This window comes from Sulfitobacter delicatus, assembly GCF_900102535.1.
In the GTDB taxonomy this organism is placed as follows: domain Bacteria; phylum Pseudomonadota; class Alphaproteobacteria; order Rhodobacterales; family Rhodobacteraceae; genus Sulfitobacter; species Sulfitobacter delicatus.
In genome coordinates this window covers 163,965-184,264 of sequence record NZ_FNBP01000005.1, presented here as the reverse complement: position 1 = coordinate 184,264, position 20,300 = coordinate 163,965, and the positions used below count along the sequence as shown (strand labels likewise).

22 protein-coding genes are annotated in these 20,300 nt (G+C 61.9%); 14 read left to right on the top strand and 8 right to left on the bottom strand.

What is annotated here, in order from left to right; translation table 11 throughout:
• Positions 1–2 precede the first annotated feature (2 nt).
• The 5 genes from BLS57_RS11235 (at position 3) to lpxB (ending at position 3,884) form a co-directional block, all read left to right on the top strand.
• On the top strand, positions 3–611 hold the full coding sequence (locus BLS57_RS11235; protein ID WP_093742266.1) for an OmpH family outer membrane protein: 609 nt from the start codon (positions 3–5) through the stop codon (positions 609–611).
• 81 nt (positions 612–692) lie between these two features.
• Positions 693–1,163 (top strand): 3-hydroxyacyl-ACP dehydratase FabZ, encoded by a 471-nt coding sequence (gene fabZ, locus BLS57_RS11230; protein ID WP_093742264.1) that lies wholly within the window; start codon positions 693–695, stop codon positions 1,161–1,163.
• Entirely contained in the window at positions 1,160–1,942 is a 783-nt protein-coding gene (lpxA, locus tag BLS57_RS11225; RefSeq protein ID WP_093742263.1) for an acyl-ACP--UDP-N-acetylglucosamine O-acyltransferase, read from the top strand. The genes fabZ and lpxA overlap by 4 nt, the downstream gene beginning before the upstream one ends.
• On the top strand, positions 1,939–2,736 hold the full coding sequence (locus BLS57_RS11220) for an LpxI family protein (RefSeq protein ID WP_093742261.1): 798 nt from the start codon (positions 1,939–1,941) through the stop codon (positions 2,734–2,736). The genes lpxA and BLS57_RS11220 overlap by 4 nt, the downstream gene beginning before the upstream one ends.
• Positions 2,733–3,884: a lipid-A-disaccharide synthase gene (gene lpxB, locus BLS57_RS11215; RefSeq protein WP_093742259.1), complete on the top strand. Its 1,152-nt coding sequence runs from the start codon at positions 2,733–2,735 to the stop codon at positions 3,882–3,884. Before BLS57_RS11220 ends, lpxB begins: the two co-directional genes overlap by 4 nt.
• An 86-nt stretch (positions 3,885–3,970) precedes the next feature.
• Here lpxB and mnmA read toward each other — a convergent pair whose 3' ends face one another.
• Positions 3,971–5,113 (bottom strand): tRNA 2-thiouridine(34) synthase MnmA, encoded by a 1,143-nt coding sequence (gene mnmA, locus BLS57_RS11210; RefSeq protein WP_093742258.1) that lies wholly within the window; start codon positions 5,111–5,113, stop codon positions 3,971–3,973.
• Positions 5,114–5,234: 121 nt separating this feature from the next.
• Here mnmA and sciP point away from each other — a divergent pair, with 121 nt between their 5' ends.
• The 5 genes from sciP to BLS57_RS20050 all read left to right on the top strand — a co-directional run bounded on the left by sciP (position 5,235) and on the right by BLS57_RS20050 (position 10,825).
• Complete coding sequence (sciP, locus tag BLS57_RS11205; RefSeq protein ID WP_093742377.1) at positions 5,235–5,513, top strand: CtrA inhibitor SciP; 279 nt, start codon at positions 5,235–5,237, stop codon at positions 5,511–5,513.
• A gap of 95 nt (positions 5,514–5,608) precedes the next feature.
• Positions 5,609–6,316 carry a response regulator transcription factor CtrA gene (gene ctrA, locus BLS57_RS11200; RefSeq protein WP_093742256.1) on the top strand — a complete coding sequence of 236 codons (708 nt, stop codon included), beginning with the start codon at positions 5,609–5,611 and terminating at the stop codon, positions 6,314–6,316.
• Positions 6,317–6,390: 74 nt separating this feature from the next.
• Positions 6,391–8,511 (top strand): NAD-dependent DNA ligase LigA, encoded by a 2,121-nt coding sequence (gene ligA, locus BLS57_RS11195; protein ID WP_093742254.1) that lies wholly within the window; start codon positions 6,391–6,393, stop codon positions 8,509–8,511.
• Positions 8,508–10,598, top strand: a complete 2,091-nt coding sequence (recG, locus tag BLS57_RS11190; RefSeq protein ID WP_093742252.1) for an ATP-dependent DNA helicase RecG — start codon at positions 8,508–8,510, stop codon at positions 10,596–10,598. The genes ligA and recG overlap by 4 nt, the downstream gene beginning before the upstream one ends.
• A 98-nt stretch (positions 10,599–10,696) precedes the next feature.
• A complete protein-coding gene (locus BLS57_RS20050; protein ID WP_279626449.1) occupies positions 10,697–10,825 on the top strand; it encodes a hypothetical protein in 129 nt (42 codons plus the stop codon).
• Between the two features lie 163 nt (positions 10,826–10,988).
• Here the strand turns inward: BLS57_RS20050 and BLS57_RS11185 are convergent, their stop codons facing one another.
• Positions 10,989–12,383, bottom strand: coding sequence for a methyl-accepting chemotaxis protein (locus BLS57_RS11185; RefSeq protein WP_093742250.1), 1,395 nt, complete (start codon positions 12,381–12,383; stop codon positions 10,989–10,991).
• A gap of 48 nt (positions 12,384–12,431) precedes the next feature.
• Positions 12,432–12,893 (bottom strand): iron-sulfur cluster assembly scaffold protein, encoded by a 462-nt coding sequence (locus BLS57_RS11180; protein WP_093742248.1) that lies wholly within the window; start codon positions 12,891–12,893, stop codon positions 12,432–12,434.
• A gap of 75 nt (positions 12,894–12,968) precedes the next feature.
• On the opposite strand from BLS57_RS11180, the gene hisI reads away from it, so the two are divergent.
• Entirely contained in the window at positions 12,969–13,328 is a 360-nt protein-coding gene (gene hisI / locus BLS57_RS11175; protein ID WP_093742246.1) for a phosphoribosyl-AMP cyclohydrolase, read from the top strand.
• A gap of 9 nt (positions 13,329–13,337) precedes the next feature.
• Here the strand turns inward: hisI and gluQRS are convergent, their stop codons facing one another.
• From gluQRS to BLS57_RS11155, 4 genes are all read right to left on the bottom strand, one after another.
• On the bottom strand, positions 13,338–14,195 hold the full coding sequence (gene gluQRS, locus BLS57_RS11170) for a tRNA glutamyl-Q(34) synthetase GluQRS (RefSeq protein ID WP_093742244.1): 858 nt from the start codon (positions 14,193–14,195) through the stop codon (positions 13,338–13,340).
• Positions 14,192–14,806, bottom strand: a complete 615-nt coding sequence (locus BLS57_RS11165) for a class I SAM-dependent DNA methyltransferase (protein WP_093742242.1) — start codon at positions 14,804–14,806, stop codon at positions 14,192–14,194. The genes gluQRS and BLS57_RS11165 overlap by 4 nt, the downstream gene beginning before the upstream one ends.
• A gap of 38 nt (positions 14,807–14,844) precedes the next feature.
• On the bottom strand, positions 14,845–16,185 hold the full coding sequence (gene trmFO, locus BLS57_RS11160; protein ID WP_093742375.1) for a methylenetetrahydrofolate--tRNA-(uracil(54)-C(5))-methyltransferase (FADH(2)-oxidizing) TrmFO: 1,341 nt from the start codon (positions 16,183–16,185) through the stop codon (positions 14,845–14,847).
• Between the two features lie 244 nt (positions 16,186–16,429).
• Positions 16,430–17,215 carry an enoyl-CoA hydratase gene (locus tag BLS57_RS11155; RefSeq protein WP_093742240.1) on the bottom strand — a complete coding sequence of 262 codons (786 nt, stop codon included), beginning with the start codon at positions 17,213–17,215 and terminating at the stop codon, positions 16,430–16,432.
• A 58-nt stretch (positions 17,216–17,273) separates the two neighbouring features.
• Here BLS57_RS11155 and BLS57_RS11150 point away from each other — a divergent pair, with 58 nt between their 5' ends.
• Entirely contained in the window at positions 17,274–17,699 is a 426-nt protein-coding gene (locus tag BLS57_RS11150; RefSeq protein ID WP_093742238.1) for a PaaI family thioesterase, read from the top strand.
• A 238-nt stretch (positions 17,700–17,937) separates the two neighbouring features.
• On the opposite strand, the gene BLS57_RS11145 is transcribed toward BLS57_RS11150, so the two are convergent.
• Positions 17,938–18,168 (bottom strand): YjiS-like domain-containing protein, encoded by a 231-nt coding sequence (locus tag BLS57_RS11145; protein WP_093742236.1) that lies wholly within the window; start codon positions 18,166–18,168, stop codon positions 17,938–17,940.
• Positions 18,169–18,261: 93 nt separating this feature from the next.
• Between BLS57_RS11145 and BLS57_RS11140 the strand changes: the two genes are divergently transcribed.
• On the top strand, positions 18,262–19,677 hold the full coding sequence (locus tag BLS57_RS11140) for an aminotransferase-like domain-containing protein (RefSeq protein WP_093742234.1): 1,416 nt from the start codon (positions 18,262–18,264) through the stop codon (positions 19,675–19,677).
• Between the two features lie 160 nt (positions 19,678–19,837).
• The gene (gene rplM, locus BLS57_RS11135; RefSeq protein ID WP_093742232.1) at positions 19,838–20,299 is read left to right on the top strand and encodes a 50S ribosomal protein L13; all 462 of its coding nucleotides are present in this window, start codon (positions 19,838–19,840) and stop codon (positions 20,297–20,299) included.
• The last annotated feature ends 1 nt before the right edge of the window (position 20,300 follow it).

Genomic DNA, 20,300 nt, shown 5'->3' with positions numbered 1-20,300 from the left:
CGATGCCCCGCGCGCTTGTCGTTCTTGCATTTGTGTTGGCCGGGGTCACTCCCGGCCACGCGCAACAACGCCCCCCCGCTGAAACACCGAAGGCCGAAGGGGCAGAGGTCGATGCGCCGACTGCCGAGCCGTCGCGGGCGGTGATCAGCCCGGTACTGACCATCGATTCAGAGCGGATGTTCCGCGAGAGTGCTTTCGGCCAGCGGGTCAACCGCGAGATCGAAGAGCAGAGCACCGCTCTGGCCACGGAAAATCGCGAGATCGAAGCCGCGCTTGAGGCCGAGGAGCGCAGTCTTACCGAAAAACGCGCGACGATGGAGTTGGAAGACTTCCGCAAGCTGGCGGATGCTTTCGACCAAAAGGTCCAGCGCACCCGCAGCGAGCAGGCGGCCAAGAACCGCGCCTTGAGCGAGCGGCTTGAGGTTGAGCGCGAACGGTTCCTGACGGCTGCGGCTCCCGTGTTGGAGCAGCTTATGCGCAATTCCGACGCTGCCGTGATCCTTGAGCGGCGCCGCGTGTTTGTTTCCTCGGCGGCGATTGAGGTGACGGGGCAGGCCATCGCCTTGCTGGATGAGACCCTCGGCACCGGGTTAGACGAGAGCGAAGAGTAGGCGGCAACCGCCCTGCGCTGCTTGCCCCTTTGCGCGCGAATTGGTAGCCATTCGGGTAGCCCCTGAGACAAAGGACAGTCCATGACCGAAGAGTTGCTGCGCGCCGATATTCAATTGATCCAGCGCATTCTGCCGCACCGTTACCCGTTTTTGCTGGTCGACAAGGTTGAAGAAATCAACGGCACCACATCGGCTGTTGGTTATAAAAACGTCACCATGAACGAGCCGCATTTTCAGGGTCACTTCCCCGGCACGCCGATCATGCCGGGTGTGACCATTGTTGAAGCGATGGCCCAGACCGCAGGCGTCATGGTTGGTGCCGCCCTTGGCATGGAAGACCGCAACATGTTGATTTACTTCATGTCGATCGACAAATGTAAGTTCCGCCGCAAGGTCGGCCCCGGCGATGTGCTGCGGATGGATCTCAAGACCCTGCGCGGTAAACCCGGTGCGAAGATCTGGAAATTTGGCGGTGTGGCCACGGTTGAGGGCGAAATGGCCGCCGAGGCCGAGTTCATGGCGATGATGGACCTGCCACAGGACGCGGCATGAGCAATATCCACCCCAGTGCCGTGGTCGAGGAGGGCGCGCAGGTCGACCCTTCGGCGAAGGTTGGTCCTTTCTGTCTGGTCGGCCCGGAGGTCGTGCTGAAAGCCGATGTGGAGTTGAAATCCCATGTCGTCGTCACGGGCCGGACTGAGGTTGGCGCGGGCACGGTGATCTTTCCTTTCGCGGTGATTGGCGAGATCCCGCAGGACCTGAAGTTCAAGGGCGAGGCCAGCCGTCTGGTCATTGGCGAGCGCAATCGCATCCGCGAGCATGTCACGATGAACTGCGGCACCGAGGGCGGTGGCGGCGTGACCCGTGTGGGCGACGACGGGCTGTTCATGGCGGGCTGCCACATTGCCCATGATGCGATTGTGGGCGACCGGGTGATTGTGGTGAATAGCGCCGCCGTGGCCGGGCATTGTGTGCTTGAGGATGACGTCATCATCGGCGGTTTGTCGGGCATTCACCAGTGGGTGCGCATCGGGCAGGGCGCGATTATTGGTGCCGTCACGATGGTGACCAATGATGTGATCCCCTACGGGCTGGTGCAGGCGCCGCGGGGCGATCTGGATGGGCTGAACCTTGTGGGCCTTAAGCGTGCAGGCGTGTCGCGGGCAGATATCACCGCGCTGCGGGCCGCGTTTCAGATGTTGGCGCAGGGCGAGGGGACATTCTCGGACCGGGCGAAACGTTTGGCGGATGAAACCCAGAGCGACTATGTGCGCCAGATCACCGATTTCGTCATGGCCGACACGGGTCGCCATTTTCTGACCCCGAAATGACCCTCGCGCTGATCGCCGGGCGCGGGTCTTTGCCCGCGCGGGTGGCGGCGGCGCAGGCCGAGCCGCCTTTGGTTTGCGTCTATGAAGGGTGTGACCCTAAGGGGCTGAAGGCGGACCTGACGTTCCGGTTGGAGACCTTGGGCAGCCTGCTCGCGCATCTGACCGCTGCCGGGATTAATGAGGTCTGCCTCTGCGGCGCGATTGACCGCCCGCAGTTGGACCCGGCCCGGCTGGATGCACGCACCGCGCCGCTGGTGCCGCAGTTTCAGGCCGCGCTGGCGTCAGGCGACAATGGTGCGCTTGAGGTGATCAAGACGATATTCGAAGAGCATGGGCTGACGGTAGTTGGTGCCGATGCGCTGGTGCCGGGGCTGGTGGTCACCGCCGGGGTGCTCTCGGCTGCCCAGCCTGACGACCAGATGCGCCGGGACGCCGCGCGCGGGGCGGCGGTGCTGGGGGGGCTTGCGGCGCTCGACATCGGGCAGGCCTGTGTGATCGGCGGTGAGCAGGTCTATGGGATCGAGGCCATCGGTGGCACGGATCACCTGCTGGCAAGTCTGCCTGAGCGCGTGCGCGGGGCGCGTGCGGTGCTGTGCAAAGGGCCAAAGACCGGCCAGTTGCGCGAGATTGATTTGCCGACCATCGGGCCGGACACGCTGCGCGCCGCCCATGCGGCGGGGCTTGCCGGGGTTGTGGTGGCCGCTGAGGGGGTCATCGTGCTGGAGCAAGAGCGTTGCGCGGCGCTGGCGGATGAATTGGGGCTGGTCCTTTGGGTGCGGGGAGACGTGGCATGAAGGTGTTTATCCTCGCCGGAGAGCCGTCGGGCGACCGTTTGGGCGGCGCTTTGATGGCGGGGTTGAAGGAATTGCGCCCCGATTTGACCTTCGACGGCATTGGCGGGCCGCAGATGATGGCGCAGGGGCTGGAAAGCCGCTTTGACATGGACGAGTTGAGCGTCATGGGTCTGGCCGAGATCCTGCCGAAATACCGCGCGCTCATGGCCCGGATCAACGAGACCGCGCAGGCGGTGATCGACACCGCGCCGGATGTGCTGATCACCATCGACAGCCCGGATTTTTCGCTGCGCGTGGCGCGGAAGGTGAAGGAGAAATCCAACATCCGCACCGTGCATTACGTAGCCCCCACCGTTTGGGCTTGGCGCCCCGGCCGGGCCGAGAAGATGGCGCGCTACGTCGATCATGTGTTGGCGCTTTTCCCCTTCGAGCCGCCCTATATGGAAGCTGCGGGCATGGCCTGCGATTTTGTCGGGCACCCGGTGGTGGCCGAACCTTTGGCCGATGATGCCGAGGCCGCAGCCTTTCGCGCGGAACATCACCTGAGCGACGCGCCCATGTTGCTGGTTTTGCCCGGTTCACGTCGGGGTGAAGTCACCCGGTTGGCCCCGGTGTTCCAACAGGTCGTGGCGCGGTTGGTCGAGGCGGAGCCGTCGCTGCGCGTGGTGGTGCCTGCGGCTTCCCCCGTGGCGGCGCTGGTCAAACAGGCGACACGCAATTGGGCGGGCAAGCCCGTGGTGCTGGACCCGCGTGAGCAGGAGGCGGACGTGTTCGCCGCGACCAAACGTGCGGCGTTTCGGGCGGCGGATGTGGCTTTGGCGGCGTCCGGGACGGTGTCATTGGAATTGGCCGCTGTGAGCACGCCGATGGTGATCGCTTATGACATGAGTTGGATCAGCCGTCAGATCATCGGACGGATGTTGCGGGTGGATACGGTGACGCTGGTTAATTTGGTGTCGGAAAGTCGCACCGTGCCGGAGTTCATCGGCGCGAATTGCCGGCCCGGTCCGATTGCGGAAGGCGTCTTACGTGTATTGCGCGCGCCCGGCGCGCAGAAGGACGCGATGGCACTGACGATGGAGCGTTTGGGGCAGGGCGGTGAGGCGCCGGGGCTTCGGGCGGCGCGGGCGGTCTTGGCGCGGCTTTGAAGGGGCGCGTACCGCGCATTTCTATATAAGATGATTGAGGGGCGTTGCCCCTCAAACTCCCCAAAGTATTTTTGGCCAAAAAGAGATCAGCCGCGGTGGATCCAGCCGCCGCCGAAGATGCGCGTGCTTTCGGGGTCGTAGAAGACGCAGGCTTGGCCGGGGGAGACGCCTTCTTCAGCAGTCAGCAGTTCGACCTCGGCTTCGGTCTCGGAGATCGGGCGCAGGATGGCATCGCGCGGCGGGCGGGTAGAGCGCACGCGCACGGCGATGGGCCATTCGGCCTGTGACATCAGTGGTGCGTCGCCCAGCCAGTTGATCTCGCGCACCGGGATTTTGCGGGTGGCGAGCATGGATTTCGGGCCGACGACGACTTCTTTGCGCTCGGCATCCAGTTTCACCACATAAAGCGGATCGGCCAGACCGCCGATGCCGAGGCCGCGGCGTTGGCCGATGGTGTAGTGGATCACGCCCTCATGTGTCGCCAGCACATTGCCGTCGGTATCGACGATATTGCCCGGATCGGCGGCCTCGGGGCGCAGTTTGCGGATCACGGAGGCATAGTCGCCATTGGGGACAAAGCAGATGTCTTGGCTGTCAGGTTTGTCGGCCACGACCAGCCCGTATTTCGCCGCCAAGGCGCGCGTGTCGTCCTTGCTCGGCAGATGGCCCAGCGGGAAGCGCAGGTAGGAGAGCTGCTCTTCGGTGGTGGAGAAGAGGAAATAGCTCTGGTCGCGGTTGCCGTCGGCGGCCGCGTGTAGTTCCGGGCCGTTTTCGCCCATCTTGCGCTGGATGTAATGGCCGGTGGCCATGCAGTCGGCCTCGAGATCCTTCGCGGTCTCAAGCAGGTCTTTGAACTTTACGCGTTCGTTGCAGCGGATGCAGGGCACGGGGGTTGCGCCGCCAAGGTAGCTGTCGGCAAATTCGTCGATCACCGCGTCTTTGAAGACGTTTTCATAGTCCAGTACATAGTGCGGAAAGCCCATTTCCTCGGCCACGCGGCGGGCGTCTTGGATGTCGACACCCGCACAGCAGGCGCCTTTTTTGGCCAGCGCGGCGCCGTGGTCATAGAGCTGAAGCGTGACGCCCACGACGTCATAGCCTTCGTCGGCCAGCATCGCGGCCACCACCGAGCTGTCCACACCGCCAGACATCGCCACGACCACCCGCGTATCGGCGGGGGCTTTGGCGAATCCAAGCGAATTGAGCGGCGGGGTCTGATCGAGGGGCATGGCGGTCTCCGGGGGTTTGTGGGGGAATATAGGAAAATGCGAGTTAGTCACAAGGGCCAGCTTCACCCCCCGTTAAGGCAGATGGGGGCATTAAGACGCCAAAGCAATGGCGGATAATGTGATGTACCTGAAAAAAGTCGACGGCCCGCGGTCCGTCACATTGGCGGACGGCAGCGTTATGTCGCGCGCCGATCTCCCGCCGCCGGAAACACGCCGCTGGGTCGCATCGCGCAAAGCGGCGGTGGTGCGCGGGGTGGTCTATGGGTTGATCACACAGTCCGAAGCACTGGAGCGTTATGGCATTAGCGATGGTGAATTTATGGAATGGTTGCGGGCAGTTACGGAGCATGGAGAGGCTGCGCTGAAGGCCACTGCGCTACAGAAGTATAGACAACTTTAGGTTGTTGTGATAGCTTGATCAGTATCGGTAACGGGTAGTTAACCTTTTTTGCTCAGGATCACGTTAATCGCCCCCTGTTGAGCCGGAGAACCCGAATGCGTGTACTGCTTGTTGAAGATGACCCTACGACCTCGCGCAGCATTGAACTGATGCTGACCCATGCGAATCTCAACGTCTACGCCACGGACCTCGGGGAAGAGGGGATCGATCTGGCGAAGCTTTATGACTATGATTTGATCCTGCTTGACCTCGATTTGCCGGATATGAACGGTCATGAGGTGCTGCGGCAGTTGCGGCTCAGCCGGATCGAGACACCGATTCTCATCCTGTCGGGCGCTGATGACACCGAGAACAAGATACGCGGCTTTGGCTTTGGTGCGGATGATTATTTGACGAAACCCTTCCACCGTGAAGAGCTGGTGGCGCGGATCCACGCGATTATTCGACGCTCCAAGGGGCATTCGCAGTCGGTGATTGAGACGGGGCAGATCGCCGTGAACCTTGATGCCAAGACGGTCAGCGTGAATGACAATCCGGTGCATCTGACCGGCAAGGAATATCAGATGTTGGAATTGTTGAGCCTGCGCAAGGGCACGACGCTGACCAAAGAGATGTTCCTCAACCACCTTTATGGCGGTATGGACGAGCCCGAGTTGAAGATCATCGATGTCTTTATTTGTAAGCTGCGTAAGAAGCTGAGCCTCGCGACCGGGGGCGAGAACTATATCGAAACGGTCTGGGGGCGGGGCTATGTGCTCCGTGATCCTGAGCCTGCGTCGATGAACCTCGCTGCAAGCGCCTGATGGCCTGAAATCGCTAGACCTGCCCCGGATGGCCACCTATCTAACCCCAAGGTGACAATATCCGAGGGCAGGTCGTGACATCTCAGATCGAAGTGGAAGCGTTGGACGAGGCCCAGGCGAAATCGGAGCTTGCGCGGCTGGCCGAGGTGCTGGCAGAAGCGAACGCGGCCTATCATACGGACGATGCCCCTGAGATTTCTGACGCAGAATATGACACGCTGAAACGGCGCAACGCGGAGATTGAGGCACGGTTTCCTCAACTTAAGCGCAGCGACAGCCCCTCGGAACAGGTCGGCGCGCCGGTGGCGGAGGGATTTTCGAAGGTCCGCCATGCCGTGTCGATGTTGTCTTTGGCGAATGCTTTTGATGCTGAAGAAGTCGCGGAATTCGATGCGCGGATCCGGAAATATCTTGGGCTCGGTCCGGAGGCGCATCTTGCCTATACCGCCGAGCCAAAGATCGACGGGCTTTCTTTGTCGTTGCGGTATGAGAAGGGCGTCTTGGTTCAGGCCGCAACGCGGGGCGATGGCGCGGTGGGTGAGAATGTCACCGCCAATGCCCGCACGATTGCTGATATTCCGCATGAGTTAAAAGACGCGCCGGACCTGCTTGAGGTGCGCGGCGAGGTCTATATGAGCCACGCCGATTTCGCTGCGGTGAACGAGCGGCAATCGGCGGCTGGTGGAAAGACTTTTGCCAACCCACGCAATGCCGCCGCCGGATCGCTGCGCCAGTTGGACGCCGAGATCACCCGCGCGCGGCCATTGCGCTTTTTTGCATATGCTTGGGGGGCGCTTTCGGCGCCTTTGGCCGAAACGCAGAAGGGCGCAATTGATCGGCTTGAAGCGCTTGGATTTGCGACCAACCCGTTGACCGCGCTGTGCGATGGCCCGGATGAGATGATCGCGCATTACGAAAAGATCGAAGAACAGCGCGCCACGCTTGGCTATGACATCGACGGCGTGGTCTACAAGGTCGACGATCTGGCGCTGCAGGACCGGCTCGGCTTCCGCTCGACCACGCCGCGTTGGGCCGTCGCGCATAAATTTGCCGCCGAATTGGCCTGGACCCGGCTTGAGTCGATCGACATTCAGGTGGGCCGCACCGGGGCGCTTTCGCCAGTGGCGCGATTGCAGCCGGTCACGGTGGGCGGGGTCGTGGTGTCGAACGCGACGCTGCACAATGAGGACTATATTAAGGGGCTGGACAGTAAGGGTGCCGAAATTCGCGGCGGCAAGGATGTGCGGGTCGGCGATTGGGTGCAGATTTACCGCGCGGGGGATGTGATTCCGAAAGTGGCGGACGTGGACCTGTCGAAGCGACCTGATGATGCGCAGCCTTTTATTTTTCCCACCACTTGCCCCGAATGCGGCTCGGACGCGATCCGCGAGCCGGGCGATGCGGTGCGGCGCTGTACGGGCGGTTTGATTTGCCCCGCGCAGGCAGTTGAGAAGCTGAAGCATTTCGTTGCCCGTGGTGCCTTTGATATCGAAGGGCTGGGCGCAAAGCAGGTTGAGCAATTTTATCAAGACGGCTGGATCGCGGAGCCTGCGGATATTTTTACCCTGAAAGATCGTTACGGGACTGGTGTGCAGCAGTTGAAGAACCGCGAAGGCTGGGGGCCGAAGTCGGCGGATAAGCTGTTTGAGGCCATTGATGATAAGCGTAAAATCCCGATGTCACGGCTGCTTTTCGCTCTTGGCATCCGTCATTTAGGCGAAGCAGCCTCGAACCTGATCGCGCTGCATTATGGCGATTGGGACAGTTTTGAGGCCGCAATGGCTGACGCACGCGGGCTTAGCGGTCCGGCTTGGGATGATTTGATCGGGGTCGACGGGGTTGGCAGCGTTATGGCGGGCTCGCTTGTGTCCACCTTCGCGCAAGAGGCGGAGCGTGCGTCTATCGACCGGTTGGTGGCCCATTTAACGGTCATTCCGGCGGAGCGGCCTGACACGGCGGACAGCCCGGTGGCGGGCAAGACGGTGGTCTTTACCGGTACGCTGGAGAAGATGAGCCGTGCCGAAGCCAAAGCGCGGGCCGAACGGTTAGGGGCGAAAGTCTCGGGCTCGGTGAGTGCCAAAACCGATCTGTTGGTCGCGGGGCCCGGGGCGGGGTCAAAGGCCAAGAAGGCTGCTGATCTGGGCATCGAGACTTTGGACGAGGACGGCTGGCTGGCCTTGATCGACGGCAAATGAGCGGTCGTCCGGAACAGTTGTTCCCGCTTTTCGCGGGGTTGGAGACTTTGGAAGGCGTGGGGCCGAAGACGGCGCAATTGCTTGGGCAGATGGGCATTCAGGCGCCGCGCGACTTGATCTTTACCCTGCCGCATTCCGGCATTGACCGGCGCCTGCGTGACACGGTGAAGGACGCGGTGCTGCCCGCGACGCTGACTGTGGCGGTGACGATCGGGCCGCACCGTCACGCCAAGAACCGCGGCGGGGCGTATCGGATCAATGTCGAAGACGCGCAGACCAGTTTTCAGCTCGTGTTTTTCCATGCGCGCGGCGATTATTGGCAAAAGCAACTGCCCGAAGGCAGCCGCCGCATTGTCTCGGGCCGGGTCGAGTTGTTTGATGGAATGGCGCAGATGGTGCATCCGGAATTCGCGCTGCCGGAGGATCAGGCAGGCGACATACCCGATTTCGAGCCGGTCTATCCGCTGACTGCGGGGCTGACCCAAAAGCTGATGTATAAAGCCACGCGCGGTGCGCTGACGCGGCTGCCGGTGGTGGCCGAATGGGCAGATCCGGGGCAAGTGGCGCAGGCAGGCTGGCCGGATTTTGCCGCGGCTGCGCAGGCGGCGCATGATCCGCAGAATGCCACTGATCTCACCGCAACAGCCCCCGCCCGCGAACGGCTCGCCTATGATGAGTTGCTGGCGCATCAGGTGACCTTGGCGCTGGCCCGTCAGCATGAGCGGCGTAAGAAAGGGCGTGTTAGCCTTGGCGACGGCGCGTTGCAGCGCAAGGTACTAAATGCTTTGCCCTACAGTCCCACCGGGGCGCAGCGGCGCGCGATTGAAGAGATCACCGCCGATATGGCGCAGGAGACGCGGATGAACCGTCTCCTGCAAGGCGATGTCGGCGCGGGGAAGACCTTGGTGGCCTTTATGGCGCTGCTGCGTGCGGTTGAGGCCGGTGGACAGGCGGTGCTGATGGCGCCGACGGAGATCCTCGCGCGCCAACATCTCATGGGGCTTCAACCGCTTGCGGAACAGGCGGGCGTGGTGCTGGAAATTCTGACCGGGCGCGACAAGGGTGGCGAGCGGCGGGCCAAACTCGAAGCGCTTGAGCGCGGCGATATTCAGGTTCTTGTCGGCACCCATGCGGTCTTTCAGGCGGATGTCGCCTTTGCCGATCTGCGGTTGGCGGTGGTGGACGAACAGCACCGCTTTGGCGTGCGGCAGCGGCTGGAGTTGGGTCGCAAGGGGCGTTTGGCCGATGTGCTGGTGATGACCGCGACGCCGATCCCGCGCAGTCTGGCCTTGGCGCAATATGGCGATATGGATGTTTCGGTGCTGGACGAAAAGCCGCCCGGGCGGCAGCCCATTCGCACGGCGCTGGTGTCGACCGGACGGATGGACGAAGTCATCGACCGGATGCGCCATGCGATCAGCGAGGGGCGGCAATGCTATTGGGTTTGCCCGCTGGTCGAGGAAAGCGAGGTCAGCGATCTGACCGCCGCGGAAGACCGGTTCAAACGTCTGCGTGCTGCGCTTGGTGAGGGGGTCGTAGGGCTGGTCCATGGTCAGATGCCTCCGGCGGACAAGGACGCGGCGATGCGCGCCTTTCAAGCGGGCGAGACCAAGGTGCTGGTTGCGACCACGGTGATCGAAGTTGGCGTCGATGTGCCCAATGCGACGATCATGGTGGTGGAACGGGCCGAGATTTTCGGCCTTGCGCAGTTGCACCAGTTGCGGGGCCGGGTCGGACGCGGGGAGGGGGCGTCGACCTGTTTGCTGATGTATCAAGCACCGCTCAGCGACACGGGGCGGCAGCGGCTGGAAGTGCTGCGCGAATCTGAGGATGGGTTCGTCATTGCCGAAACCGATCTGCAAATGCGCGGCACGGGCGATCTGATCGGCACGGCGCAGTCCGGCGTGCCGCGTTTTCGGGTGGCGGATCTGGAACGGCAGGCGGGGCTGATGGCGGTAGCACAATCAGATGCGCGCAAACTCTTGGCCGATGATCCCACGCTTGAGACAGCACGAGGCAAGGCCGTGCGTTTGCTTCTCTGGCTTATGCGGCAGGATGAGGCGATCCGTTTAATATCAGTAGGTTAGATGCTTTCCGTCCTTTTTGTTCGCGAATGTTCTCAAAAAGTTCTTTACTTAATACGTGGTAAATGAGAACAAAGGAGCAACAAAGAGGAGGTGAGCAGATGATGACATTCCAAACACTCAAATCCATCGCGGCACGGTCGCAGGATACATTGCTTCAGGACGCCGCAGGTGCGGCAGCTTTGATCGTAATGTTGGTGGTTGGCTTACATCTGCCCGCCTTTGTCTGAGTTGCCTCAGGCTCTCATGCCGCGTTGTCAGATTGCATCCGTCCCAATTTGATGCACCGACATGCCTGTCCGTCGGCTTTGCCGACAACGTGGGTCCCACATGAGTTATGCCGACTGACGCCGCCATCCCTTTGGATGTGCGGCGTTTTTTTGTGCAGTGGGATCAGCGGCTATAGGCCAGTCGCAACGCGCCCCAGTGCCGCCCGCCTGCACAGATCGGTGCAGAGAGGTCTTTCATCACACGGAACTCCCCGCCGCCCATATCACGGCGATAGACCTGCAAGAGGAAGGGCTCAGTGTTGCGCCCGGCCTTCAGCCCCACACGGTCATCAAAGATGCGACGGTTGCGGCAATGCGCGGTGTTCCAGACCACGTCGCTGCCTTGCGGCTGCGAAAAAACGCGATTGTGGGTGGGCAAATACCCGTTCACATCCACCGCGGCGCAAAAGACCACCTTGCTGTCGAAGTCCAGCGCAGGTTCCTGAAACTGCGGCAGCAGTTGGTCGAGAAAGCCAAGCGCGCGGGTGGTGAACTGCGCGGGGGCGCTGCCCCTGATTTCCTGATATTGTCGGTCGAACAACTGCGTGTCCGAAAGCTCCCCCCGGGCCATCGCGGCATCAAAGGCATCCGAGATCGCCTGCGCGGTCTTCTGCACATAGGCGATGAAAGGCGCATCGACCGATGTGCCGCCGAGGCTCGCCACTGATTGAACGATATGCTCGGAGGCGTCGATCAGCTTTAGCATCCGCGCATGGGCGGTCTCTATCCCGTCCGAGGTTTCGCGCACCGTGGCGTCGATGTCCTGCACGGCAGGCTGCAACTGAACCAAGGCCGACTGCGCGCGTTCTGCGCTGCTGGCAATGCGCAGGGTTTGCTCGTGCTCGCTTTGGATCGTGCTTTCCATTCTGCCAAGGGCGGTGTCGGTCTCCGCCGACGTATCCAGCACCTGACCCGCGTCATCGGCCACTGTCTCAGCCTCTTGCCCGAGATCGTCGATCCAGCCGGTGAGGGATTCGATGTTTTCGGAAATCTGCTTGGCTGCTGTCCGCGTCTTCTGCGACAGATCGTTGATCGCATCGGCCACCACGGCAAAGCCACGCCCTGCTTCCCCAGCCCGCGCCGCTTCGATTTTGGCGTTAATCGCCAAGGTGTTAACCTGCGTCGCAATCTGGGCGATCTGGCTGTTGTTGGCCTTGACCGCTTTTAAGGTTTCGCCCACCGCATCGGTGCGATCTGCCAGCGCCTTGACCCAAACCGCCACGTCCCGCGTTTTGCCACCCGCGGTGCGGACCATCCCGACCGAGGATTGCACCTCGCGCAGCGCCTGTTCCGAGGTCGCGCCCAAGGCCTCAACCCGTTGACGCACGTCGCCGTTGGCGGCGATGACATCCCCGGCGCTTTGCCCCAGCGTGCTCAGCAAGCCGCGCTGGTTGCGAGCGTGTAGTTCAACGAGGTCGAGAAAGCCGACGATGTCGACAATTTCGTAGCCCAGTGCGGCGGCGGAGTCTGCCAGACGGTCCAAATCCGGCGATGGGCGAAGCGGGCTGTGCAAAGTCATGGAAACCTCGGGAAAGAAAAGCTCCCAAAGCCTTTGTCACGATTTTGCTTACAATTCGCTAATGCCCGCCGGCGCTTCGGCCTGTTGCATCGCCTCATTTAGCGCCTCAAGGCTGAGCATGATCGAGGCATGGCGGTTTTTGTAGGCCGTGGCAGGGGTCAGGACCTCAAGCCCGTCGAAGGGCGCTTCGGGAGCGGGGCCTTCGCCCTTGAGCATGGCGCGCAACTGGTCGCGCGCACGGGTGACCTGAGCGGAGGTGCTGCCAGGCGCGGCGGCGCCCACGACGGCGGCAGCGGCCTGGCCCAAGGCACAGGCTTTCACGTCCTGCTTCATCTCGGCCAGATGGCCGTCTTCCATGCGCACGTCCACGGTCACCGTGGAGCCACAGAGCGGCGAGCGGCGCTTTACGCTGGCTTGAGGGTCTTCCATGCGGCCCAGATGCGGGATGTCTGCCGCCAGCGCCAGAATGCGCGCGGAGTAGAGCTTGATGAGGTCCGTCTCATCCGACATGGCTGTTCCTTTTCGTATCAAAACCCTACATAAGCGCCGCAGACGCAGATGCAAATATTTCTCAGGGGGTGCCCCATGCCATTCGATCCTGCAAGCCTGAAGTTCAACGATGCGGGCCTTATTCCTGCCATTGCGCAGGATGCCGAGACCCATGAAGTCTTGATGATGGCATGGATGAACGCCGAAAGCGTGGCGCGGACGCTAGAGAGCGGCAAGGTCACCTATTGGAGCCGCTCGCGGCAGGCCTTTTGGGTTAAAGGCGAGACCAGCGGGAATGTGCAGAAGCTGGTGGAGTTTCGGGTGGACTGTGACCGCGATTGCCTTCTGGTGCTGGTGGATCAAACCGGACCCGCCTGCCACACTGGGCGGCGCAGCTGCTTTTACACTGCGGTGGAAGGTGGCGAAGAAGTCGAACTGATGTCGCCAGAAGTTTAACGTCGCCGTCTAAAGGCCTATTATATCACGGATATCTCGCGGCGTCGAGCCATTCTCGCGATAGAGCGCGATGGCGCGGGCGTCGTCGCGTTTGGCCAGACGTTTGCCCGTCTCATCGCGGATCAATTGGTGGTGGTGATAGTGCGGGGTCGGCAGGCTGAGCAGTGCTTGCAGCAAGATGTGGATATAGGTTGCCTCAAAAAGGTCACGCCCACGGACGACATGGGTGACGGCCTGTGCGGCGTCATCGAGCACCACTGAGAGGTGATAGGACGTCCCCATGTCCCGCCGCGCCAAGACGACGTCGCCGACATGGTTGATCAGCAGGTCCTTTGAAACGGGAATAGCTCCGCTTTCTCCCTCGGGGCCGCTACCTCCTTCGACGAAGTTTAATTCTTTTCCCTCAAGTGTTTGTAGCGCCTTTCTAATGTCCAAACGCAAGGCGCCCGCCTCACGAGGGTGTCCTGCATGGCGGCAGGTTCCGGGGTAGACGATCCCATCGGGGCCAAACACCGGTTCCGCCCCTTCCTGCGGCGCGCTGCTGGCTGCAAGGATGTCGCGGCGTTTGCAGGCGCAGGCATAGAGCAAGCCACGGTCCCAGAGTGCGTCTAAGGCCGTCTGATAGGCGGCCATGCGATCTGATTGACGCATGACGGGCTGGGGCCATTCAAGGCCAAGCCAAGCGAGGTCATCGTAGATCTGCGCTTCCCAATGTGCGCGGGCGCGAGATTGGTCAATGTCTTCGATGCGAAGGAGGAACTGACCGCCCTCGGCCTTGGCCATCTCAAAGGCCAGCAGCGCAGAATAGGCGTGTCCGAGATGGAGCGGCCCGGTTGGCGATGGGGCAAAGCGTGTGGTAAAGGTCAATTCTTTTCAATAAGATATACGGTGGCGTTCAAGTCCATGCCGGGTAGGTGCGGGCCGTCTTCGCTAGAAAGCAGCAAGGCTGCGCCGCAGTCGGTCCATTCGTGGATCATGCCGAGGGTTCCACTATCGACCATCGCGTGATCGTTTAACGAAAACAGCAGCTTGCCGCCTTTGGTTAATTTATGCATGAGCGCGTCGAAAAGGGAGATCGGGGCCGCGCCGGGGCCGATCACACCGATGGCGGTAATTGCGGCATAATTGCCTGCTCTGAAGGGAAGATCTTCATCAGGTTCGACCTGTAAGAGATTGCGGTATATCGATTTTTTTCCTGCTTCCTGCAGCATCGCGGCTGAAGTGTCCGCCCCGTCAATCGTGGTGAAACCTGCCGCTTTTAGCGCGACCCCAGAAAGGCCGGTGCCGCAGCCCATGTCGAGGATGGGCGCATCTTTGTCCGCCATGAACTGGGCCAAGGTTTCCGCACCGCGCTCGGGCGTCGCATAGCCTTGCGCGGTAATGTCGCTCTCATAGGTGGCGGCCCAACCCTCGTAGATCTCTCGGATCTCTTCAGGGTCGCGGGCGGCGTAGGCTCTGTCGATGTATCGCTCTGTCATCCCCCTAAACTATGGGGGATGGGCCTGAGCGTCCAGCGTTAACCCTGATCGAGCCAGTTCTGCCACTCGGCCTTGGCGCGGTCGGTATAGGCCTTGTAGCGGTCCTTGCGCCCGCGACGGCCTGATTTCAGCCCTTCGACCGGGGGGAAGAGGCCGAAGTTCACGTTCATCGGTTGGAAGGTTTTCGCATCCGCGCCGCCGGTGATGTGGGTGATCAGCGCGCCCATGGCGGTGCTGTCAGGCGGGGTCGGCAGGCTGCCGCCTTTGATTTCGGCGGCGGCCATGCGGCCTGCGAGCATGCCCATGGCGGCGCTTTCGACATAGCCTTCGACGCCGGTGATCTGTCCGGCAAAACGAATGTTGGGCTGGCTGCGCAGGCGCATTTGGTCGTCGAGCAGTGTCGGCGAATTGATGAAAGAATTCCGGTGGATGCCGCCGAGGCGGGCAAAGCGGGCGTTCTCCAAGCCGGGAATACGTTTGAAAACATCAGTTTGCGCGCCGTACTTCATTTTGGTCTGAAAGCCGACGATGTTGTAGAGCGTGCCGAGCTTGTTGTCGCGGCGCAGCTGCACGACGGCATGGGCTTTGACGTCCGGCTGGTGCGGATTGGTCAGGCCCACTGGCTTCATCGGGCCGTGGCGCAGGGTCTCGCGGCCGCGTTCGGCCATGACTTCGATGGGCAGGCAGCCGTCGAAATAGCCCGCGGTTTCGCCTTCGCGGAACTCGGTTTTCTCGGCCTCGAGCAGCGCGTCGATGAAGTCGTCGTATTGTTGTTTGTCCATCGGGCAGTTGAGGTAGGCGGTGCGCTCTTCCTCGGTCTCGCCCTTGTCATAGCGCGACTGCATCCAGGCTTTGGACATGTCGATGCTGTCGAAATAGACGATGGGCGCGATGGCGTCGAAAAAGGCGAGCGCCTCGGCGCCGGTCTCGGCGGCGATGGCTTCGGCCAGTGCGCCAGAGGTCAGCGGGCCGGTGGCGATGATCCATTTGCCGTCTTTTGGCAGTTCGGTAATCTCGCCGTATTCGACGGTAATGTTGGGGTGCGTGAGCAGCGTGTCGGTGACGGTCTGCGCGAAGGGATCACGGTCCACCGCCAGCGCGCCGCCTGCGGGCAGGCGGTTTTTGTCGGCGCAGGCCATGATCAGGCCGTTGGCTGCACGCATTTCCCAATGCAGCAGGCCGACGGCGTTTTGCTCGTCATCGTCCGAGCGGAAGGAGTTGGAGCAGACCATCTCGCCCAGAAGCCCGGTTTGGTGGGCGAAGGTTTCGACCTTGGGGCGCATTTCGTGGATCACCACGTTGACGCCTGCGTTTGCGGCCTGCCAGGCGGCCTCTGATCCGGCCATGCCGCCGCCGATGATGTGCAATGTATCTGTCATGGGGGCGATGTAGGGCAGGGCAGCCGCGCGCGCAATGGGCAACAGGGGGCGGAGGGTGCTCAGGAGGGATGCTTTTGGGGTCGCCGCTGCGGGGATGGTCGGTCAGTGAGAGCTGACCCGGAGGGACCTTCCGCTGGCGGCGACCCAAAAGCATCAAGCCTGTGGCCTTGTCCTATCTTTGCCCCAATTTCGCCAGATTTGCCAGCAGTCAATTTGCAACAGTGCGCCGCGCTTTTGGAAACAATCACTGGGTCCATTCCGGGGGGCGCTTTTCCAGGAATGCGTCGATGCCTTCGCGGGTGTTGGCGTCGAGCATGTTTCGGACCATGACATCGCCGGTGAAGGCATAGGCTTCGGCGGTGGGCAGATTGAGTTGCTCGTAGAAAGCGCCCTTGCCGTGGGTGACGGCAGAGCCGAGTTTGGCGGCGATCTTTTCGGCGAGGGCTTGGGTTTCGGTCTCGAGTTGGTCACCGGGCACGGCGCGGTTGATCAGGCCCAGTTCCGCGGCGCGGGGGGCGGGGATGAACTCGCCGGTGGTGAGCATTTCGAAGGCTTGTTTGCGCGGGATGTTGCGTGTGAGGGCGACCATGGGGGTCGCGCAGAAAAGGCCTATGTTGACGCCGTTGACGCCAAAGCGCGTGTCCTCGGCGGCGATGGCCAGATCGCAAGTGGCGACCAATTGGCAGCCGGCGGCGGTGGCGATGCCATGAACTTGGGCGATGACGGGCTGGGGCAGGTTTTGGATGCGGGCCATCAGGGCGGCGCAGCGGTCGAAGAGGTCTTTGAAGGCCGCGGCGCCGCCATCTTCGGCTTGGCGCATGGCGGTCATTTGGCGCAGGTCGTGGCCCGCGCAGAAGGCTTTGCCCGCGCCCGAGAGGATGATGGCACGGGTGCTGCGGTCTTCGGCCAGTGTGTCGAGTTGACTGTGCAGGGCGGCGATCATTTCGTCCGAGAGGGCGTTCAACCGTTCGGGCGCGTTCATGCGCAGATGGGTGATCGGCCCTTGTGCCGTAACGTCAAGAATTGTCACCTTGCCCTCCCAAGCTGGTCACGCCAACGTTACGCGGAGGCAAGCAGGGAGAACAAGTATGGCCGTCAAGATGGATGCTAAGGCGTTGGAAGCGTTCATGCGCGAGGTCTTTGATCAGGTGGCGGATGATTTCGCGGTGGATCATGTGGCCGAGAATGAGATCACCATGCGTCTGCTCACCGGTCGGCGGCACCTGCGGCCCGGTGGGACGGTGTCGGGCCCGTCGATGTTCGCGCTGGCGGATGTGGCGGCTTATCTGGTGACGCTGGCGATGATCGGGCCGCAGGCACTGGCGGTGACGACGAATTGCTCGATCGATTTTATGCGCAAGCCGCTGGCGGATGTGCATTTGATTGCCAAGGCGAAGCTGTTGAAGCTGGGGCGGCAGTTGTCGGTGACGGATGTGCTGATCTATTCGGAAGGGTCGGATAAGCCGGTGGCGCGGGCGAGTCTGACCTATGCGATTCCGCCGGTGAAGGCGTAGCAACCCGGCCCGGAATCAAGCCGCAGGCGCCGGGCCATTGCCTGCCCGTTCGGGCGGGTAGGCGATTTGGCGAGGCTTGGCTCACCCTCGAAAGCGCACATCACAGTTGAGAGATAAAGTGGCAGCATCGGCTGGTGGATCGCCGACCCACGGGTAGGCGATGGCCCTCAGTGACCACAAAAAAAGGGCCGGGGAAAACCCGGCCCAAGGAAGAGGTCTGGCCTACGCCACAGGGAAGTTACGCCTGCCAGAACACACGGGACGCCTCCTCGGAGGCCTGTTCCGGTGTCAGTCCCGCATCCTGCAACTGCCATGGCTCAAGCGACGCGAGCGAGAGGCGGGTGCGGCGGCGGGTCGCCCATGTGGTCACGGCGGCCGCAAAGCGCAGGGCGATCATCGCAGGGACCGGCAACGCACGGTATGTCATTAAAGTCATCGCATCGGCGCTCAAGGGGCGTGCCTGTGTCATGGGGAATCTCCTGAATTGTATTGACACAATTTGTATAATATCTACAAGACTAAGGTACAAAGCGCGATACAATTTGACCATAGGAATATTGTAATGGGTACAATTTGGCAGCCAAAGCTTGGCGAAGGGCAGGGGCCGAAGTACAAGCTGGTGGCCCAGACCATCCGCGACGGGGTCGAGAGCGGGGCGCTGCAAGTGGGCGATAAGCTGCCCCCGGTGCGCGAGCTGGCTTGGCAGTTGGGCATCACGCCGGGCACCGTGGCGCGGGCCTATACGATCCTGACCGACGAGGGGCTGCTGGAAGCCGAAGTTGGGCGCGGTACTTTCGTGGCGCCGCCGCAGGCCGCCATTCGCGAGGACGTGTGGAACCGCGAGCAGGGCAATTGGATCAAGGAGCTTGAAGTCGCCGAGACCAATGCCGTGAGCCTCTTTAGCCCGCGATTGCCGGACATGGGTCAGATCGCCGTTATCCGCAACGCGCTGCGGCAGGTGGCGGATGGGCCGGGCGAGGACTTTATGAACTACCCGACCCGCGACGCCTATGCGCCCGTGCGGCAAGCGGTGATCGACTGGATGGCGCATCTGTCACTGGGTCCGGTGAGCGAGCGGGATGTTGTCCTGTCTCACGGCGGGCAGAGCGGCATTGTATTGGTTTTGCAAGCGATCCTGTCGGGGCCGAAGCCGGTAATGCTGGTCGAAGACCTCTCCTATGCCGGGTTCCGCCGCGCCGCCGAAGTGTTGCGCGCTGAGGTGGTCGGCGTGGCGATGGATGAGCACGGCGTCATCCCCGAAGCGTTGGACAAGGCTGCACGCGACAGCGGAGCGCAGGTCTTTTGCACGACGCCCGAGGTCCATAACCCGACAGGCAGCCACACCAGCCTTGCGCGGCGGCGCGAACTGCTGGAGGTGGCACAGCGGCATGGGTTGGAGATACTGGAAGACGATTGCTACCGTATGGGTGAAGCCCGCGCGCCGAGCTATCGCTCGCTTTGGCCAGAGCATGTCTGGCATGTCTCTTCGATCTCTAAAGAATTGACGCCTGCGCTGCGGGTGGGGTTCGCGCTGGCCCCGGCGGGGCGGTCGGCGGACCTGCGGCGGGTGGCGGAATATGGCTACTTTGGCCTGTCGCGCCCTCTGGCCGAAGCGACGCGCATCCTGCTGAGTGATCCGCGCATGAAACAGATCTGTGCCAATATCCGCGAACGGCTGGCGGAATATGTCCAGATCGCGGTGAACCACCTTGGCGGGCATGACTTGCGCTATTCGCGCGATGTGCCGTTCCTCTGGCTGCAACTGCCTCCCGGCTGGCGCGCTGCGGGCTTTTGCCGCGCGGCAGAGGCGCAGGGGGTGCAGATCCGGTCGGCTGATGAGTTTGCCTTGCGCGATGGCCGTGCGCCCCATGCGGTGCGGATTGCTGTGAACGCCCATGTCTCGCTCAAGTCCTTCGAGGCGGCGATGCAACGGCTGCGCTGCTTGCTGGACAACCCACCGGAGCAGATCAGCGTGTAAATTTTTGGGGTATTATTATACCTAAATCATAACTCTTTGTTTTTGCTGATATAATCGAATCTTACTGCGCTTGACCCGGCATTGCGCATCTATATAACCCCTCCATCAGATAGCGGGCGGGGGAATCCTCGTTCGACCAACCTCAAACGGGAATTCATCCATGAAAACCTTTTCTGCGACACCGGCAGATATCGACAAGAAATGGATCATCATCGACGCCGAAGGCGTCGTGCTGGGCCGTCTCGCCTCGATCATCGCCACGCGCCTGCGCGGCAAGCACAAGCCGTCCTTCACACCGCATATGGATTGCGGTGACAATGTGATCGTCATCAACGCCGAGAAGGTGCAGATGACCGGCAAGAAGCGCGAAGAGCACTTCTACTGGCACACCGGCCACCCCGGCGGGATCAAATCGCGCACCAAGGAACAGATCCTTGAAGGCGCGCACCCCGAGCGTGTGGTGACACAAGCCGTCAAGCGTATGCTGCCCGGCAACCGCCTGAGCCGCCAGATCATGACCAACCTGCGCGTCTATGCAGGTAGCGATCACCCCCATGAGGCCCAGAGCCCCGAAGTTCTGGACGTTAAGTCCATGAACAAGAAAAACACGCGGAGTGCATGAG

Bases quoted from the DNA above. Each gene is read 5' to 3' on its own strand.
- rplM (WP_093742232.1), top strand. From the start codon at position 19,838: ATGAAAACCTTTTCTGCGACACCGGCAGATATCGACAAGAAATGGATC.
- BLS57_RS11185 (WP_093742250.1), bottom strand. From the start codon at position 12,383: ATGACTTTGCACAGCCCGCTTCGCCCATCGCCGGATTTGGACCGTCTG.
- recG (WP_093742252.1), top strand. From the start codon at position 8,508: ATGAGCGGTCGTCCGGAACAGTTGTTCCCGCTTTTCGCGGGGTTGGAG.
- lpxB (WP_093742259.1), top strand. From the start codon at position 2,733: ATGAAGGTGTTTATCCTCGCCGGAGAGCCGTCGGGCGACCGTTTGGGC.
- BLS57_RS11235 (WP_093742266.1), top strand. From the start codon at position 3: ATGCCCCGCGCGCTTGTCGTTCTTGCATTTGTGTTGGCCGGGGTCACT.
- fabZ (WP_093742264.1), top strand. From the start codon at position 693: ATGACCGAAGAGTTGCTGCGCGCCGATATTCAATTGATCCAGCGCATT.
- BLS57_RS11140 (WP_093742234.1), top strand. From the start codon at position 18,262: ATGGGTACAATTTGGCAGCCAAAGCTTGGCGAAGGGCAGGGGCCGAAG.
- BLS57_RS11145 (WP_093742236.1), bottom strand. From the start codon at position 18,168: ATGACACAGGCACGCCCCTTGAGCGCCGATGCGATGACTTTAATGACA.
- BLS57_RS11220 (WP_093742261.1), top strand. From the start codon at position 1,939: ATGACCCTCGCGCTGATCGCCGGGCGCGGGTCTTTGCCCGCGCGGGTG.
- trmFO (WP_093742375.1), bottom strand. From the start codon at position 16,185: ATGACAGATACATTGCACATCATCGGCGGCGGCATGGCCGGATCAGAG.
- lpxA (WP_093742263.1), top strand. From the start codon at position 1,160: ATGAGCAATATCCACCCCAGTGCCGTGGTCGAGGAGGGCGCGCAGGTC.
- BLS57_RS11165 (WP_093742242.1), bottom strand. From the start codon at position 14,806: ATGACAGAGCGATACATCGACAGAGCCTACGCCGCCCGCGACCCTGAA.
- hisI (WP_093742246.1), top strand. From the start codon at position 12,969: ATGCCATTCGATCCTGCAAGCCTGAAGTTCAACGATGCGGGCCTTATT.
- BLS57_RS20050 (WP_279626449.1), top strand. From the start codon at position 10,697: ATGATGACATTCCAAACACTCAAATCCATCGCGGCACGGTCGCAGGAT.
- ctrA (WP_093742256.1), top strand. From the start codon at position 5,609: ATGCGTGTACTGCTTGTTGAAGATGACCCTACGACCTCGCGCAGCATT.
- BLS57_RS11180 (WP_093742248.1), bottom strand. From the start codon at position 12,893: ATGTCGGATGAGACGGACCTCATCAAGCTCTACTCCGCGCGCATTCTG.
- BLS57_RS11150 (WP_093742238.1), top strand. From the start codon at position 17,274: ATGGCCGTCAAGATGGATGCTAAGGCGTTGGAAGCGTTCATGCGCGAG.
- mnmA (WP_093742258.1), bottom strand. From the start codon at position 5,113: ATGCCCCTCGATCAGACCCCGCCGCTCAATTCGCTTGGATTCGCCAAA.
- sciP (WP_093742377.1), top strand. From the start codon at position 5,235: ATGTACCTGAAAAAAGTCGACGGCCCGCGGTCCGTCACATTGGCGGAC.